Origin of the sequence: Paraburkholderia sediminicola (assembly GCF_046026855.1) — a bacterium.
GTDB classification, from domain to species: Bacteria; Pseudomonadota; Gammaproteobacteria; order Burkholderiales; family Burkholderiaceae; genus Paraburkholderia; species Paraburkholderia sediminicola_A.
Genome location: NZ_JAQQET010000026.1, coordinates 44,568 through 58,556, shown reverse-complemented (window position 1 = coordinate 58,556; position 13,989 = coordinate 44,568). Strand labels below are relative to the sequence as shown.

The 13,989-nt window shown below is 54.5% G+C and carries 12 protein-coding genes and 2 pseudogenes; 6 read left to right on the top strand and 8 right to left on the bottom strand.

The window, feature by feature from the left end:
- Positions 1-162 precede the first annotated feature (162 nt).
- On the top strand, positions 163-327 hold the full coding sequence (locus tag PQR40_RS26160) for an RHS repeat-associated core domain-containing protein (RefSeq protein WP_408238875.1): 165 nt from the start codon (positions 163-165) through the stop codon (positions 325-327).
- A 208-nt stretch (positions 328-535) separates the two neighbouring features.
- On the opposite strand, the gene PQR40_RS26155 is transcribed toward PQR40_RS26160, so the two are convergent.
- From PQR40_RS26155 to PQR40_RS26135, 5 genes and pseudogenes are all read right to left on the bottom strand, one after another.
- Entirely contained in the window at positions 536-1,057 is a 522-nt protein-coding gene (locus tag PQR40_RS26155; protein WP_408510131.1) for a hypothetical protein, read from the bottom strand.
- A 409-nt stretch (positions 1,058-1,466) separates the two neighbouring features.
- Entirely contained in the window at positions 1,467-1,781 is a 315-nt protein-coding gene (locus tag PQR40_RS26150; protein ID WP_408238881.1) for a hypothetical protein, read from the bottom strand.
- 197 nt (positions 1,782-1,978) lie between these two features.
- Positions 1,979-2,824 (bottom strand): FkbM family methyltransferase, encoded by an 846-nt coding sequence (locus PQR40_RS26145; RefSeq protein WP_408510130.1) that lies wholly within the window; start codon positions 2,822-2,824, stop codon positions 1,979-1,981.
- A 161-nt stretch (positions 2,825-2,985) separates the two neighbouring features.
- A pseudogene (locus PQR40_RS26140) lies at positions 2,986-4,002 on the bottom strand (FMN-binding glutamate synthase family protein); the annotation flags it as partial.
- A 96-nt stretch (positions 4,003-4,098) separates the two neighbouring features.
- Positions 4,099-4,380: a helix-turn-helix domain-containing protein gene (locus tag PQR40_RS26135; protein WP_408510129.1), complete on the bottom strand. Its 282-nt coding sequence runs from the start codon at positions 4,378-4,380 to the stop codon at positions 4,099-4,101.
- A gap of 1,120 nt (positions 4,381-5,500) precedes the next feature.
- On the opposite strand from PQR40_RS26135, the gene PQR40_RS26130 reads away from it, so the two are divergent.
- Positions 5,501-5,776: a hypothetical protein gene (locus PQR40_RS26130; RefSeq protein ID WP_408510128.1), complete on the top strand. Its 276-nt coding sequence runs from the start codon at positions 5,501-5,503 to the stop codon at positions 5,774-5,776.
- 147 nt (positions 5,777-5,923) lie between these two features.
- On the opposite strand, the gene PQR40_RS26125 is transcribed toward PQR40_RS26130, so the two are convergent.
- Both PQR40_RS26125 and PQR40_RS26120 read right to left on the bottom strand, forming a co-directional pair.
- Positions 5,924-6,199: a hypothetical protein gene (locus tag PQR40_RS26125; protein ID WP_408510127.1), complete on the bottom strand. Its 276-nt coding sequence runs from the start codon at positions 6,197-6,199 to the stop codon at positions 5,924-5,926.
- Between the two features lie 233 nt (positions 6,200-6,432).
- Positions 6,433-6,693, bottom strand: a pseudogene (locus PQR40_RS26120) (transposase); the annotation flags it as partial.
- Positions 6,694-6,975: 282 nt separating this feature from the next.
- Between PQR40_RS26120 and PQR40_RS26115 the strand changes: the two are divergent.
- Genes PQR40_RS26115 through PQR40_RS26100 form a run of 4 tightly spaced genes read left to right on the top strand, consistent with a single transcriptional unit; the run spans position 6,976 to position 12,879 of the window.
- The gene (locus tag PQR40_RS26115; RefSeq protein ID WP_408510126.1) at positions 6,976-9,075 is read left to right on the top strand and encodes a hypothetical protein; all 2,100 of its coding nucleotides are present in this window, start codon (positions 6,976-6,978) and stop codon (positions 9,073-9,075) included.
- A 10-nt stretch (positions 9,076-9,085) separates the two neighbouring features.
- Complete coding sequence (locus PQR40_RS26110) at positions 9,086-11,128, top strand: hypothetical protein (protein ID WP_408510125.1); 2,043 nt, start codon at positions 9,086-9,088, stop codon at positions 11,126-11,128.
- Positions 11,129-11,143: 15 nt separating this feature from the next.
- On the top strand, positions 11,144-11,683 hold the full coding sequence (locus PQR40_RS26105) for a hypothetical protein (protein ID WP_408510124.1): 540 nt from the start codon (positions 11,144-11,146) through the stop codon (positions 11,681-11,683).
- A 53-nt stretch (positions 11,684-11,736) separates the two neighbouring features.
- A complete protein-coding gene (locus PQR40_RS26100; protein WP_408510123.1) occupies positions 11,737-12,879 on the top strand; it encodes a tyrosine-type recombinase/integrase in 1,143 nt (380 codons plus the stop codon).
- A gap of 611 nt (positions 12,880-13,490) precedes the next feature.
- Here PQR40_RS26100 and relB read toward each other — a convergent pair.
- Positions 13,491-13,856, bottom strand: coding sequence for a type II toxin-antitoxin system RelB family anti-toxin (relB, locus tag PQR40_RS26095; RefSeq protein WP_408510122.1), 366 nt, complete (start codon positions 13,854-13,856; stop codon positions 13,491-13,493).
- Positions 13,857-13,989: the final 133 nt, after the last annotated feature.

The window sequence follows — 13,989 nt, the reverse complement described above, 5'->3', positions numbered from 1 at the left end:
GTGTCCCTCTGCACGTACTCGGAGCGGGATGTCCAACGTTGTTTCTGGTCACGCACGATGAGGCGTTATTCAAGATTGCAACAGCACCGACCTGACCTGATAAGGCGTCACTGTGGTGCGTACGAATGCTCATAGATCGGCATTTCGTCTGGCATCCGTTGCTTGACACATTACGACCGCAATGGGTACTACGACCCGACGACCGGAAGGTTCATAAGTGAAGACCCGATTGGCTGGGCGAATGGGCAGACGAACGCGTATGCTTACGTCATCGGCAATCCGGTTTCCTATTCGGACCTTCTGGAATTAGCTCGCGGTCACCTCTAACCGGTAACGAGCCGGGCGGCTTTCGGATAAATCCAAACGGACAGGACGTCGAGTATTTTTTACCCTCGCGTTGCTGCATTGGCTCGCCAATATCATGCTGAGGCCTGCGCTTGCTCGTCACAACCACTTTCGATGGGCTGATTACCATTCGTCAACAGGCCGCACCCTCGGCATAGCTCGCTACGCAAACTGCATTTTGCGGGGCCGACTATTTATGTGCTAGTAGATATACGTTGCTTTGCTTTGCCCAATCTAGCGCGGCATCGGCAATGCCGGGCTTGGTAAAAAAGAAGTGGTAAGTATTGTCCCAACTTTCATAGAATGCGCAATCAAGCACCGGCAAAACTACGAAAAAATGCCGATGCCCTAGTATTTTCCCACTGCAAGGCCTGCAATAGTTCGCGAGCGCGGCCTTCGACGTGAAGTTTCGAAAGATGATTGTGTTCTTTTGGCGACCGCGTAGAGAAAATGAAAGAACGTCAGTCTCAGCGATCATGTTCGTGCAAAAATCAGCAAGAAGGGAGTTCCGGCGTGCCTCCTCCACGGGGGGAACATTTTCGAGAATTTTGCATGCCTCTTCCCACGAAAGCCAGTGATCAAATGTGGAAACGGAGTTCACTTGAACGTCTTGGTTCTTCTCATCTACGTGAACACCCCTCAACCATGAAAACTGGCTCCTCAACTCTTGCTGACGAAGTCGGGAAACATTGAGTAGTCGTCGCTCGGTCATGAACCCTCTTATCTACTGTTTGAAATAAACTACTGTCGAATTTCTTATATAGCTTTCCAATATCGGGGCATTGCTGCGTAAATCAGGCTGAGGTGCGGACCGACTTTTGCGCGCAAAGCCGATGCGCTGCCTGGTAACTTCGGGTGGATCTGCATTGATTCGCGATCTCTAGGCTCGTAGATGCACGAGGACGGGGAGGTCGTGCCGGAGGGTGTGTTCCGGTCAGATACGCGCGGCGGTGGTCACGCGTCAGGATATCGACGATGCAAGATTGTTGCCCGATCTGTTAGGCCGCTTTCTCACCGACATATCGATCGAAATCGTCGGCGAGGACGGGTACTCGACTTTCCCGATGCAGGCGCTCGTTCCATCTAAATACAGTGATGCCGGCCTTACGCAGCAAGCTCGTTTATCGGCGGCCCGAATGAATTTCATAGGTGCAGAGGAAGTCGGGATTGACGACCACTTCTCCCGAGGACTGTAGTCGATAGTCTCCCGGCGGCGCAGGCTCGATGGGTGACGTATCCGCCGGTAGATAGAACTCCGTTTCACTACCATGCAAGCGCAACACGATGCCGGCTTCTTGGTCTGCCCTGATAACCTCGCCGTGGAATTGCTTGTTGGCGGTCGTCTCATTGTTGTGGTTTATATAGGTGAGACCGACCAGCAGCCTCTTACCGATGATTGAAGTAGCCAGTTTCTTATTAAAGTCTGGGCGTCGCATGTGTTGGTCGTCAGTGAAAACTATGGGGTAAAATTCCACGGGTTTCGAATTGGATGTCGAGGTGACGGGTCGACATCAATCCGTCAAACTAAAATAATTTTTCTCGAGGACAACTCACTTTTCCGAGATGATTGAGTGACTGCGAGCCAACGAAAGACTGCACGCCGCCTAGTGTCACGACACCGCACTTCTATGCGCTATCCCGCCAACCCCATCAACGCATGCGCCTCCGAATCCGTCACCTCGACAAACCCGTCAATCTCCATCTCCAACTCCCGGGGCAGCGCGAGCATATTGCATGACACCACGCGACCGTAAATATTCTCCGTCCGCCCAAAGAAATTTCCGGAGTTGAATAACGGCGGCAAATGCCACCACATCCGGTATTCCTTCGACCACAACCACTCGATCAAAGCCTGCGACCGATCGAGCCGGTCGTTCTCCACGTAAATCACGGGCCGAGAGCGGGCAATCGTTTCCTCCGCACCTAGCAGCGCGTTCAACTCGAACCCTTCGACGTCCAGCTTCAGCAGCCCCACTACATGCGATCGCAGCACATCGTCTAGCCGCACGCACGGAACCGGAAGCGTATTCGCCGCAGCTTCCGTCTGCATCGACACGCCACCAAAATTGCCCGGGGCATCATAGTCCGGCTGTGCAAAATGCAGCGTCCCCGCAGTCGCCCCGCACGCATACGGCCAGGCCAGCACGTTACGCACGCCATTGGCCGCGAGATTCGCGCACAGGTTCTGAAAGATCACGGGCTGCGGCTCGAATGCGACCAGCACCTGACGGCGTGCCTGCGCCTCGCGAGCCAGCATGATCGTATGTACGCCGATATTCGCGCCGACTTCCACGACGATGCCGGGCTGCACCAGCAACTGCCGCAACACGGCAGATTCGAGTTCGCTGCATTCACCGTATTCGATGAGTGCGCGGCCGAGATAGAAGTCGTTCGGATTGGCGAGCATCCAGCCATGGCGAGTCTGGACGAGTTGCGTGTGTTCGCCGAGCGGCAGTGGAACAAAGGAGGGTGTAACCATGGACATTGAGCGGGAAAAGAGATCACGCAAATGTACGGTTCGCCGCTGTCCTTGTATATGAGACGAGCTCTCAAGGATTCTTATTTTTCTGCAAGAATTCGCCGTCAAAACCTAAGACTCCGCGATGATCGACTCATAAGCCGATCATCGCGGTAGCCGGATTACGTCGCGGCCAGTTCGATTTTCGGTGCAAACGAATCGCTTTGCGCCATGGGCCAATATTTCTCGTACAACGAGTAGCGATAGTTGCCGTTCAGCAGATCGTTCGGATCAAGATACTTCAACAGTTCCGACATCAACCGCACCTCATGCGACGACACGCGCCGCACGATGTGATGCGCGCGCAGTTCCGCCGGATGCTTGAGTCCCGCGGCCTGAATGATTTCCTTCAGCGCATGCAGCGTGTTGTGATGGAAGTTGAATACACGGTCGGCCTTGTCCGGCACCACCAAAGCACGCTGGCGCACCGGATCCTGCGTCGCGACGCCCGTCGGGCAGCGGCCGGTATGGCAGGTCTGCGCCTGGATGCAACCGACCGCGAACATGAAACCGCGCGCCGCGTTGACCCAATCCGCGCCGATCGCAAGTGTCTTCGTGATGTCGAATGCGGTAATCATCTTGCCGCTCGCGCCGATGCGGATGCGCTGACGCAAGCCGATGCCGACCAGCGTGTTGTGCACCAGCAGCAGGCCTTCCTGCAGCGGCACGCCGACGTGATCGGTGAACTCCAGTGGCGCTGCGCCCGTGCCGCCTTCCGCACCGTCGACCACGATGAAGTCCGGCAGAATCCCCGTCTCCAGCATCGCCTTTGCAATGCCGAAAAATTCCCACGGATGCCCGATGCACAGCTTGAACCCGGTCGGCTTGCCGCCGGACAGCGTGCGCAAACGGTCGACGAATTCGAGCAGGCCGCGCGGCGACGAGAATTCGGAGTGCGTGGCGGGCGAGATGCAATCGCGACCCATCGGCACGCCGCGCGTTTCCGCAATCTCGGGCGTGATCTTCGCGGCCGGCAGCACGCCGCCGTGACCGGGCTTCGCGCCTTGCGAGAGCTTCACTTCGATCATCTTCACTTGCGGCTCGGTGGCCTGCTTCGCGAACTTCTCCGCGCTGAAGGTGCCGTCATCGTTACGGCAGCCGAAGTAGCCCGAGGCGATTTCCCAGACTTCTGCGCCGTGCCAAGGCTATATGCGCACCGAAAAGGCCCTGCGGACAAGGCGTGAAGCACTTTCGACCGCGGATACCGTTAGCCGCAATCTCCGCCGCGCCGGGAGCTAAGCCGGCCCCGGTGTTGCCGGGTCCCGGAGTCTATATCCCAAAAAGAGCGTCTTTGGATTGAAGTCGGGATTCAATAGATGCCACGCAGGAATACCGAGCGCCACCGCGACGCGCTCAAGGTTATCAACGGTTATGTTTCGCTCGCCGCGTTCGAGGCCGCCGATGTAGGTCCTATGCAGCCCGGCGCGATTCGCTAGTTCGTCTTGTTGCAAATCCAAATAGGCGCGAGCCAACCGAACGTTTGTCGCGATTAGAGACCGTAGCGGTTGCGCGGTCATTGTCTCAATCCAAGAGGAAGGCGGATGTTTTCAGGTGTACCACTCATCGAATACGCAAATTTACCACTCACCGCGTAGCCACGCACCAATATGTGGATCGTCTTGTTGAAAATTCAAGTAGGCGCGAGCCAACCGACCGTTCGTCGCGATTAGACACCGTAGGGGTTGCGCGGTCATTGTCCCAATCCAAGAGGAAGGAGGAATGTTTTCAGGTGTACCACTCATCGAATACGCAAATTTACCACTCACCGCGTAGCCACACACCAATATGTGGATCGTCTTGTTGAAAATTCAAGTAGGCGCGAGCCAACCGACCGTTCGTCGCGATTAGAAACCGTTGCGGGTGCGCGGTCATTGTCTCAATCCAAGAGGAAAGCGGAATGTTTTCGGGTGTACCGGTCGTCAAATATGCAAATTTACCACTCACTACGTAGCCACACGCCAATAAGTGGACCAAAAAACATGCCGCAGTCGGCGACAATAACCTTGGGCCACCGTTGAAGATTGTTTTGGCCGGTGGCTAGGACTCGCAGGCGGCGTAGTCGTCGGAGACGACGGGCGTCGCTGTGTCGGTGACCTTTAGGATAGGCGAGACTTAAAGAAGAAGCGCTCGGCTGACGTCTGGAGCCAGCATTACCGCCCAACTGGTTTGTCTTTATATGAACAAGCACAAACACCATTCGCAGGAATTGGCGACCGCCTAGAACGACCTTGGTGTGCGTACGGCACGCAGCGTCGGGTCGATGCTACGTTGCGCTCCCGGAAGCCGCGTTAGCCGTGGCGAACCAGTCCTGATCCTTTCGTCGACGTATGGCACAGCGAAGTCGTACCGTTGCTGCGTAGCGCGCCCCGCCTATGGGCATCTCGGTCCAGCGCAAGCTGCAGGATGATCACTTCGGTCGTTATCCCGATAGCGTGCGGCGTTTTCGCCAGCACCGGTCTCCCGAGGGCCCCTCAAGAGGTTTCTTCTCACAGACGCATCAGCCCGGCGTGCTCGGACTGTCGGACTTCACTGATATGAGCAAGCTGTGGAAGGCGATCGGCGGCGCTCCGTCCGGCCACCCAGTCTGTCATTTTGTGCTGGCGTTCTCACGGTGGAAATGCGCGAACGTGGATGCGGATGGAAAGAGTTTCGAAGCCCGCGCGGCCGGGTAGCAAAACACGCTCTGACAGCCTGTCGGATGACGTTGACAGTCTGACGGAGCAGGAAGACTTCAAGGTACGTTACGCAACGCCGCTTGACCATTGCGGCACGCGGGGCACGCGCAACAATGCATCGCGGTATCTGAAGGAAGCGGTCGACCGGCGCGACGAGTTCGCGCCGCGTCGGGCCTTATTTTTCAAAATGATGGTCGAGATGCCGCCCGTGGAAATGTATGACGAGCTACTCCACTAGGTAGCAGTGTGGACGCCCCGTCCATGATAACGACCGTCCGGCTCCGATGTTCAACGAGCTACGTCTACCGACCATCGGCAGGTTGTGGCCCGAGTTCGCGGAGCGTTCAGGCAAGGAGGTCTGGAGGCTGCGCGACTGCTCAAAGCGCTACTCGAGCGCGAACCGGCTAAGCGAGCCAAAAGACGCATCGAACGGCACCGACTCCATCACGACAGTCGTGACCTTGACCTGCCTGAGCCACCTGGCAAGTTCGTGAAGATCGGTGGTGAAACTGCGAAATGAACGCACTGGCTCGGAGGTCCATTCGGGCCCAACGGCGACAACATGAAACTGTGCACCAACATCAATGCCGGCGGCATGCGGATTGATAACGGACATATCCGCGTGGCGATCGGTCGTTTGTCTTGCCTTGCTCTGTGCCATGACAGCCCTCCAGATCAATGGAAGTGCCAAAGGGCGGGACAGCGGGGTAGATCACTTTCCTGAACGGGATCGCCTTGCGGCGTCACCAATGCCGGGGCCGCATCAGTCCCGGGCCATGTTTTTTAACGGGATTGGTCACCAATAAGCAGACGGCCGCTCCCTTCGGCTATGCCAGTGTAGTCTGCCGCCCCGGAGTTTCTGCTCCTTGGGAAGGGCATGGCCTTTTGGAAGTTTTTTAGCAGCGCATTGTCCTCGCGCAATTGCCGGTTCTCCGCTTCAAGTTGCCGGATGCGCTGCTGTTCCGCCGTCAGCGGCTTGCCCTCGCCGGGGCCGCCAGCACGCTCCGCGTCGTACTGCGCGACCCAACGCCGCACGGCTGTCTCAACAAGGTCCATCGACCGGCTGACTTCACCGACCGATAAGCCCTGGTCCCGAACCATCCGTACCACTTCCAGCTTGAAGCTGGCGTCAAATTGTCGGCGCCTTCTTGTCATCTATTGTTTTTCCTCGTCGATTCAGGATTGTCCTCCTATCGACCTGTCCGAGGAAATTAGACCACTACAAAGGACCGACAACTATGGCCTCTTAAGCAGCGACAGATACGCCCTCGATCGGCCAAAATAATTGGCGCTGACTGACCGTGCTGCTTGCGGCTGTCTAACACCGCCAAAGTCCTAATTTGTAACAAGAGATACGTATACATTTCGTAAGCACTATATATAAGCTATAAGGCGCATAAAAGTAGCGTGTGTCTTAGGCGGCAACGTGAGGGTCACATGCCAACGAAGCGAAGAAAATTCAAGAAGGATGAAGAGGCCGAGCCTCTGATACGAGCGCTGAAGGGCGGTCTCGCCTTCGAAGTTGTTGGGAAAGGGGGCTTTGATTTCAGTTGGCTAACTTCCCTTTTCCCGCCCGCGCTCGCTCGCTACATCGCGCTAACGCTCGCGCGAACTTTTGCCCGTCGTAGGACGGCAACTAGCAGAGGATATCTGTTCTACCTGCGTACCCTAATGGAATACGGTGCAGGTCAAAACCGTTATCGCGCAGCGTTGCTAAGAGGTTGCACTCATACGAAAATTGGCCCGGCGAAAGTCTGGCAAAATTTCCTTGAGGCATGGGCATCTTCGGTGAAGAGCCGTCAGGACATTACTGAAGCGTCTATTGGGACCGCGATAAAACAGACATGCGTAATTGTCCGCTTCCTCGTAGATGCTGGGATCGCGCCGAAAGTGACGCTTCCAGCACAGCCTGCAGGCTGGCGGCAAAACACCGCGCCGAAGAAGGGTCTGCTCGAACAAGTAGGTGGTCTCGAAAATATCGACAAAGTTCTAGAGAAAATCCGCGCATTGCTGGGGGCGCAACATAGGGGGCTGGACGCCAGTGAGCTAGAAGATCTCAAGCATATTGGGACGAATTTGGCGAGGGGACTTGAGCAGTCGGAAGATGCCATTGTCAATTCCATTTCGCGCGGAACGCTCGAACTATTGAACGGCGTTCGCAGCGTCGCAGAGTACTACCTTGCAAGAGTCATGACGCGTAAGGCGGCGGCAGACGAAGCCGTGGAAAAATGGGCGAACCCGAGGGCCGTCGAACTTTTCGACAAGTGGTCGTCCATAAAAGGAATCGGAATAAAAAACATTGAGCGTCACGAAGTACTGGAAGAGTTATTTCCTGAAAACAATATGAATGTCAGTAATGCTAACTGGCTAGTGGTAATAAGGGATCGGTTCTCAGGTCTTGCTCCGTTCCCAAAGTTGCGGGGTGTTCCGAAACGATACGAGAAAGAGTTTTTGCCGTCAGTCGGCGGCCTCATGGGAGCGGATGAACTCACCTCCGTAAGTGTACCAACGCTGGTCGCATGTTGCCTTTTGTACATGATTGACGCCTACGGCAACGTATGTACGGCACTCGAGTTGGGTGAAGATTGCCTTCAAGAAACGAACGATGCGCGTATTCAGCGAGTCGTATCTGTAAAGCCCCGAGCAGGCTTTGAATCAATCGTTTCCGACTTTTTGGTCGAAGACAAGGGTGTTAGCGTCTCTGTACCGCAAGCAATTCGATATGTCCAACAGCAAACGAAGATCGTCCGAAAGGCTTTGGGATTCACCGCCTCAAACCTTTTGATCTGCGCGAAGCGTAGCAACGACGGAACCACAAGAGGCTACGTGTTAACCGCTAAGTCTTTGTGTCACTGGCTCCATCTATTGCTGGGAGGTAAGGACAGGGAAAAGTATGTTTTGACACCCGGTTCCATTCGGGTTTCCGGTCTCATGTATCAAACGTTGACCGATGGCGGCAGCGTCGTGGCTACTCGATTACACGCGCATCACCAGCCCGGGACCGGAGTGAGTGAAGGATATGCTCGAACCTATCCGGTCATACTCTTGTACACGGCCAAAGTAAGAGGGTTTACAGAGTATCTACAAAATAAGATTGTATTTAGTCATCTCGAGTTGGCCAGCGCATTCGGAATCACGAAGCGACAAGCTAAAGAGATACTCGAGAAGGCCGAGCATACGGGGATGGGATTCTCGTGCAAGTCCCCGTTTTCGAACTCCAAGCAGGTCGCAGAGCGGGACGAACGTTGCCCTGACGTCGGTTCGCCGTGCCTCGACTGTGCAGGAAGCGTTTTCTTCGTTGATTTCGAGAATCTCGTAGACGTCCTTTGTATCCGCCGAGACCTGCTTGCGCGGAAGGATCTGTTGCAAAGTCAAGCAACTGCGAAGTGGGAGATCGAGTATCTCCCGCTCTTGGCATATGCCGAAGTGGTGGTCGAGAAGGCGAAACGAAGTATCCACGCTTCAATTTTCCGGAAGGCGGAATTTCACGTGAACGAGCTGTATAGGAACAACCAGCAACCGACTTTCATTCTCTGAGGAGCGAGTGATGCCAGTTCATCTACAGTCGAAGGATATTTCGCATCAAGGCTTCCCATCTGTTGATTGGCTAGAGCTTGACACTCCCGAAAATATGGTCGTCCGCGAGAAGAGCGGAATACGGGTGCCTATTTGCCTGAAGTCAAAACTCGCAGATGGAACCCTCTTAACGGATAGGGTCAACGCAAGAGTACATATGGTGATACGCGAGGTCGTCTACTACTCCCGTTACCGTTCTTCAGATTGCAGGGTGGATAGCGGTGTCGTTCAACGGAAAATGGCACAAAGGCTTGTCAATCTTGCTAGCTGGATGGTCGAAAGAGGTCTCTACGATTTCGGCGACCTGAGTATGACGCACATTACGAAATTTCTGGATGATGCAGCGAAAGGATACGAGTCGCTCATCAATTCTCCGAGGCGCGTGTTTGAGTATCTCAAGGCAATGTCCGAAGCCAACAAAAGCCTTGATGGTATGACATTCCCCGATGTAAGAAAGTCCGTTTTCGGGAATAGGCTTGCTATGCCGCGAGCGAAATCCATCTTCGACGAAGTGAAGGAGCACTGCAAGATCCGGCCAATCTCGGAATATGAATTCAAGCAGCCGCCCCTCGATAGGGGCGAGGCTGCTCATTATTCGACTGTTCGCGCTGTGCATCTACTTTACATTCTCCGGGACCACCTTAGCAGCTGTTTGACTTTTGACCCATTCCCGGATGGGCTTCCGGCAAATGTCAAAACGAACGGCCGTCCCGGTCATACGCCGACCATCCCTGAGGTCGCCGGACTGCATCTGCTGCAAAGCGCTATTCATTGGGTTGTTGAAATTGGGCCCAAGCTCATCGCGCTATACAGAGTGATGACAAAAGAATCAAAGTTTCAAGGGCAACCTGAAAATAAGCGGAGGATAATCGAGGATTTTAATGCCAAGTACTCAAGCAAGATTGGATTCCGTCTTTCTCGTGATCGAACTTCCGAAGCCGGGCACATCTATTGCGTGGACGCGATTAAACGGTACCTGCCCAACGCGTGCTTTATTGTGGCCGGAATTCTCAGCGCGCGCCGCCGCATTGAACTTCTCACGCTACGCACGGACGCTATCCGAGGTAGCAGGCAGAGCGGATTCTGGATGGAGTGTTACATAGCAAAAACAAAACGGAAGCGGGAGCTTGTGCCTGTTCCAGAAGTCGTTGTCTCGGCAATAAGATTGATGAGACGGTTCGGAACCTACGTTCGGAAGAGCCCAAACAAATTTATCTTCGCCGTTCGAACAGTTATACACGGTACTTTCCGTGATGATCGAGTTGGAAAATTAGACCAATGCATGGATGACTTTGCAAAAATAACAGGGAACCCGTACGTGTCTGGATCAAAAGGTTGGCAGCCTTGGCACTATACTGCTCACCAGTTGCGGAAACTCTTCGCGATTCTATATGTTTGGAGATATGACGCTGGAGACCTAAGCTCCCTTAGTTACCACCTCCGACATTTCTCCATTGAGATGACGTTAACCTACGTCAGAGACCGGGAAATGATTAGGCTTCTCGGAGGAGAGATGTACCGACTCGCTGCCCGAAAAACGCAGGCTATGCTGGATGGCACACTGCACCCGGCCGGAATCTTCGGCAAGAAACTATTGCGGATGGTGGAGCGACTACGACCATCTATCCGTCTAGCATCTGATGCCGATGTCGAGCGTCAACTGACAGAATTGTTGCGAGATGCCGATATTGCAGTCAAGGCCAATCCGTGGGGTTACTGCGCCTGCAAAGCCGTACCGTCTAACCTTCGCCGAGCGGCATGCCAGCAAAAGGATTGCCGGACCGGACGGCTGGGCGTCGATGGTCGGCCTGACCACACGGGTTCCGATGAAGTCCGGTGTTCCGGGTGCCTATTCTTCTTCACAGACGAGACACGCCGCGCCCATTGGCACAGCGCGGAAAAAGAACTGCAAGAAAGTCTGAGGAAGCCTATCAAACTGGCGCCGCTACTTCGCGAACGCATGCAGAAGCATCTAAACAAGATGAACACCTTCTCGTCGAACGCATTCGCTTAGGAGGAGGGCCGCGCAATGACTGGCGAATCGAAACTCGGAAATGCCGCGCGCGTGAACTTTGTCGATAGCACGCTCGAAGCAAAAAACAGTGTGCTTAGGCAGTACAGGGAAACGGGCGTGCCGGAAGGTGCGTATGTGCCGCGAAGCATGACGCAATACCGTCTTTGGGAGAATGAGAGTCTCGGCATCGTGCGGCTGGGCAGTCCAAATTCCATTAACGTCAAGGACAGCGAACCCTCCCGCGCGAAGCTCATACGGGAAGCATCTTCTCTTATAGTCGAACTCCGTGCCGCTGAAAAGCGTCCCTCGCCGAAAAGGAAACCGCACGTTGAGTTGTACGATCGAGATCAAGCCGAAATACGGCGACTAAATAGGCTTGTCCGTGGGATGGCTTCGACTATACAGCAGCTCTCTAACGACCTAGAAATGGCCATATCTGGACGGGACCAAATGTCGTCAGACTTTGCAAATTTAAAGCGTGAAATGGACAGATTACGAAGGTCGCTCAACCAACCGTCAGGTCTACGGCTGGTCAAAAAGAAGAAGGACGATTGATGAAGAGGCCGAAGCACGGCTTGGAATTAATATTCTCTGACGACACATGTCGTTTGAATGACGAACTCCATCGAGATGTTCCGCTGCTGGTGACGGCGCACGGTAAGCCGGTTGCCGTGCCATGCGCCTGGTTCCGACATTTGGCAAAAACGGGACATCGACGCATTGGAATCAGACAGACCGCTCGAAATCTCGTCTTGTTCTGGAGATGGCTGCAGGTGCCTGTTAGTAAATCGGGTACGAATATGGCGGCAACCAAGTCTGTCCGTTGGGACAGTGTGACTGACGACATATTGATCTTGTATCGTTCGGCTTGCCTAGCAAGAGGCAACATCAACAGGACAGTAAACGCCAAATTGTCTGTGGTCTACAGATTTTTTTGGTGGGCACAGGAGCATCGGTATGTTGAAAACAGAATTGGAAACGGCACCATGCAATGTGGCAAGCTTTATCCAATCCAAATCACGAGATATCAGGTTCGAGGGCGGTGGTATATCGAAAGTGGCCTTCTACTAGGTGACGCGGAGCGTGCGCAGTTGCCAATTCCGAACAATAAAGAGGTGGATGACGCGTTCGTCAGACTGGCCAATAATGCAGATGAAGGTATCAGAATCAGGAACGTTCTGATGTTGAATTGGGTGCTTACAACTGGTATTCGCCGTTCCGAGCTTCTTGTGCTCAGTTATACACTTCTCTTAGCCTCGCGTGCGCTTTCGCGGGAGGATGGACGGTTGCCAATTGAGATAACAGGCAAAGGCGGCAAGGAGAGAACAGTCTACGCAACGGGTCAACTTCTCGATGAGACGCTCTCATACTGGGGCAACGAACGCAGTGCGGTGCTTAAGTTGACAACTCTTCTAAAGGCGCCGGACGCAGTCTTCATAAGTCATACATCCGGGCGACCAATCAGTGACCGCCAGATCAATCGAATTTTCAAGGATGCTTTCGTCGATTCTGCCTCAAGGGTGCATACGCACCGGGTTCGGGCGAAGTTTGCAACCGACTTCATCAACGAAAACGTCGATGCAGAGGTTGAGCGGGTCGGCATACACAATGTCCATATTGAGTTTCTGCTGGACGCCCTTGCGCAGGTTTTAGGTCACAGCGACAAGCGTACCTTACGTCGATACGTGCAAATTCGTCTCCGTTGGCATGCGCAAGGTTTTGGGCGCCTGCAACGGACTCGAGATTGCTGAGACGACCCAGCGTTCATGCTCCTTTCAGCATATTAGCGAAGCTGCTTCTCCGGTTCAGAGACCGAATATCGGCACCTTCGCGGGATGCCTGATTGCATTGCCATTATTCAACCTGCTTTCCCAGCAAAGAAGGATGTTTCCATCGCGCGTGTCGCGCTGCCGAACAACTTTATTGGCTGCTCCTAGGTTGGCTTAGTGCTTCTCCAAGGTGCCACGGATCACATCGACCATAAGCGCCTCGCCATCCCTGCAATTATCTCACTCTACAGTCACACCAAGGTCGACCCTACGCACAGGTCTGTCGCGGCTGGCTTGTGCGCAGTTAGCGTCCGGAAACCACCTTACGCAAGGGCGTTCGGTCCACTGGTTTGGGGCCGCCCGTCTGGGAGAAGATTGCGAGAACGATAGTGAAGATATGGGCACAGTTGATGGCGGCGCGGGGGGCTAGAGCGAGCCGGGCGGTGGTGCCTTAAGACACAAGTGCGCAGCGTCGGCGAGAGATTCCAGTCCAGATTACGCGCACGTCTGTCGCCAAGAAACCGCTTTTTTTCCCTGCAGGAGGCTCCCAAGCCATCGGCCGGCCATCGGTGTGCGCTCGTCGAGGAGGCGGTTTAATGCTTGCGCCGAGCACGAGGCTTGGCAAGTCGGGCGCAGACATCCGACATGAGATGCAGCGCCAATGTGCGATCTTCTGCATCGAGCTTGTTTAACTGGTCGTTCAGTGTGCTTGTTAATTCCTGCGCATACGACGACGGCGGCGTCAGTAGTGTGGCGACAGGTATAGCATAGAGATCCGAATAAGCGATGAGGCGGGGGAGCGTTGGCCAATTGGCACCACGTTCCTGCCGGCTGATTGTCTGAGGGTCCACGCCCAGCCGGTTGGCAACCTCTTCCTGCGTCAAGCCTGATTCAATCCTCGCCTTCGCCAAAGCCCGCCCCAGCATTCTCGCAAATTTCGCTTCGTTAGTCGCTGCCACCCTCTTGTTACCTCATGTTGCATGCCAACATGGATCGTGTCCTCAACCGACGGTTCTGGTAACATCACAGGATGTTTAGTAACTAGGCATTAGATGTTTATTGTTCGTGCTGAACGACGAGCACTAACGCCTC

What these genes read in the sequence shown, in the direction of transcription:
- PQR40_RS26125 (WP_408510127.1), bottom strand. Translation starts at nt 6,199, where the DNA reads ATGGCACAGAGCAAGGCAAGACAAACGACCGATCGCCACGCGGATATG.
- PQR40_RS26115 (WP_408510126.1), top strand. Translation starts at nt 6,976, where the DNA reads ATGCCAACGAAGCGAAGAAAATTCAAGAAGGATGAAGAGGCCGAGCCT.
- PQR40_RS26130 (WP_408510128.1), top strand. Translation starts at nt 5,501, where the DNA reads ATGGAAAGAGTTTCGAAGCCCGCGCGGCCGGGTAGCAAAACACGCTCT.
- PQR40_RS26150 (WP_408238881.1), bottom strand. Translation starts at nt 1,781, where the DNA reads ATGCGACGCCCAGACTTTAATAAGAAACTGGCTACTTCAATCATCGGT.
- PQR40_RS26145 (WP_408510130.1), bottom strand. Translation starts at nt 2,824, where the DNA reads ATGGTTACACCCTCCTTTGTTCCACTGCCGCTCGGCGAACACACGCAA.
- PQR40_RS26155 (WP_408510131.1), bottom strand. Translation starts at nt 1,057, where the DNA reads ATGACCGAGCGACGACTACTCAATGTTTCCCGACTTCGTCAGCAAGAG.
- PQR40_RS26135 (WP_408510129.1), bottom strand. Translation starts at nt 4,380, where the DNA reads ATGACCGCGCAACCGCTACGGTCTCTAATCGCGACAAACGTTCGGTTG.
- PQR40_RS26110 (WP_408510125.1), top strand. Translation starts at nt 9,086, where the DNA reads ATGCCAGTTCATCTACAGTCGAAGGATATTTCGCATCAAGGCTTCCCA.
- PQR40_RS26105 (WP_408510124.1), top strand. Translation starts at nt 11,144, where the DNA reads ATGACTGGCGAATCGAAACTCGGAAATGCCGCGCGCGTGAACTTTGTC.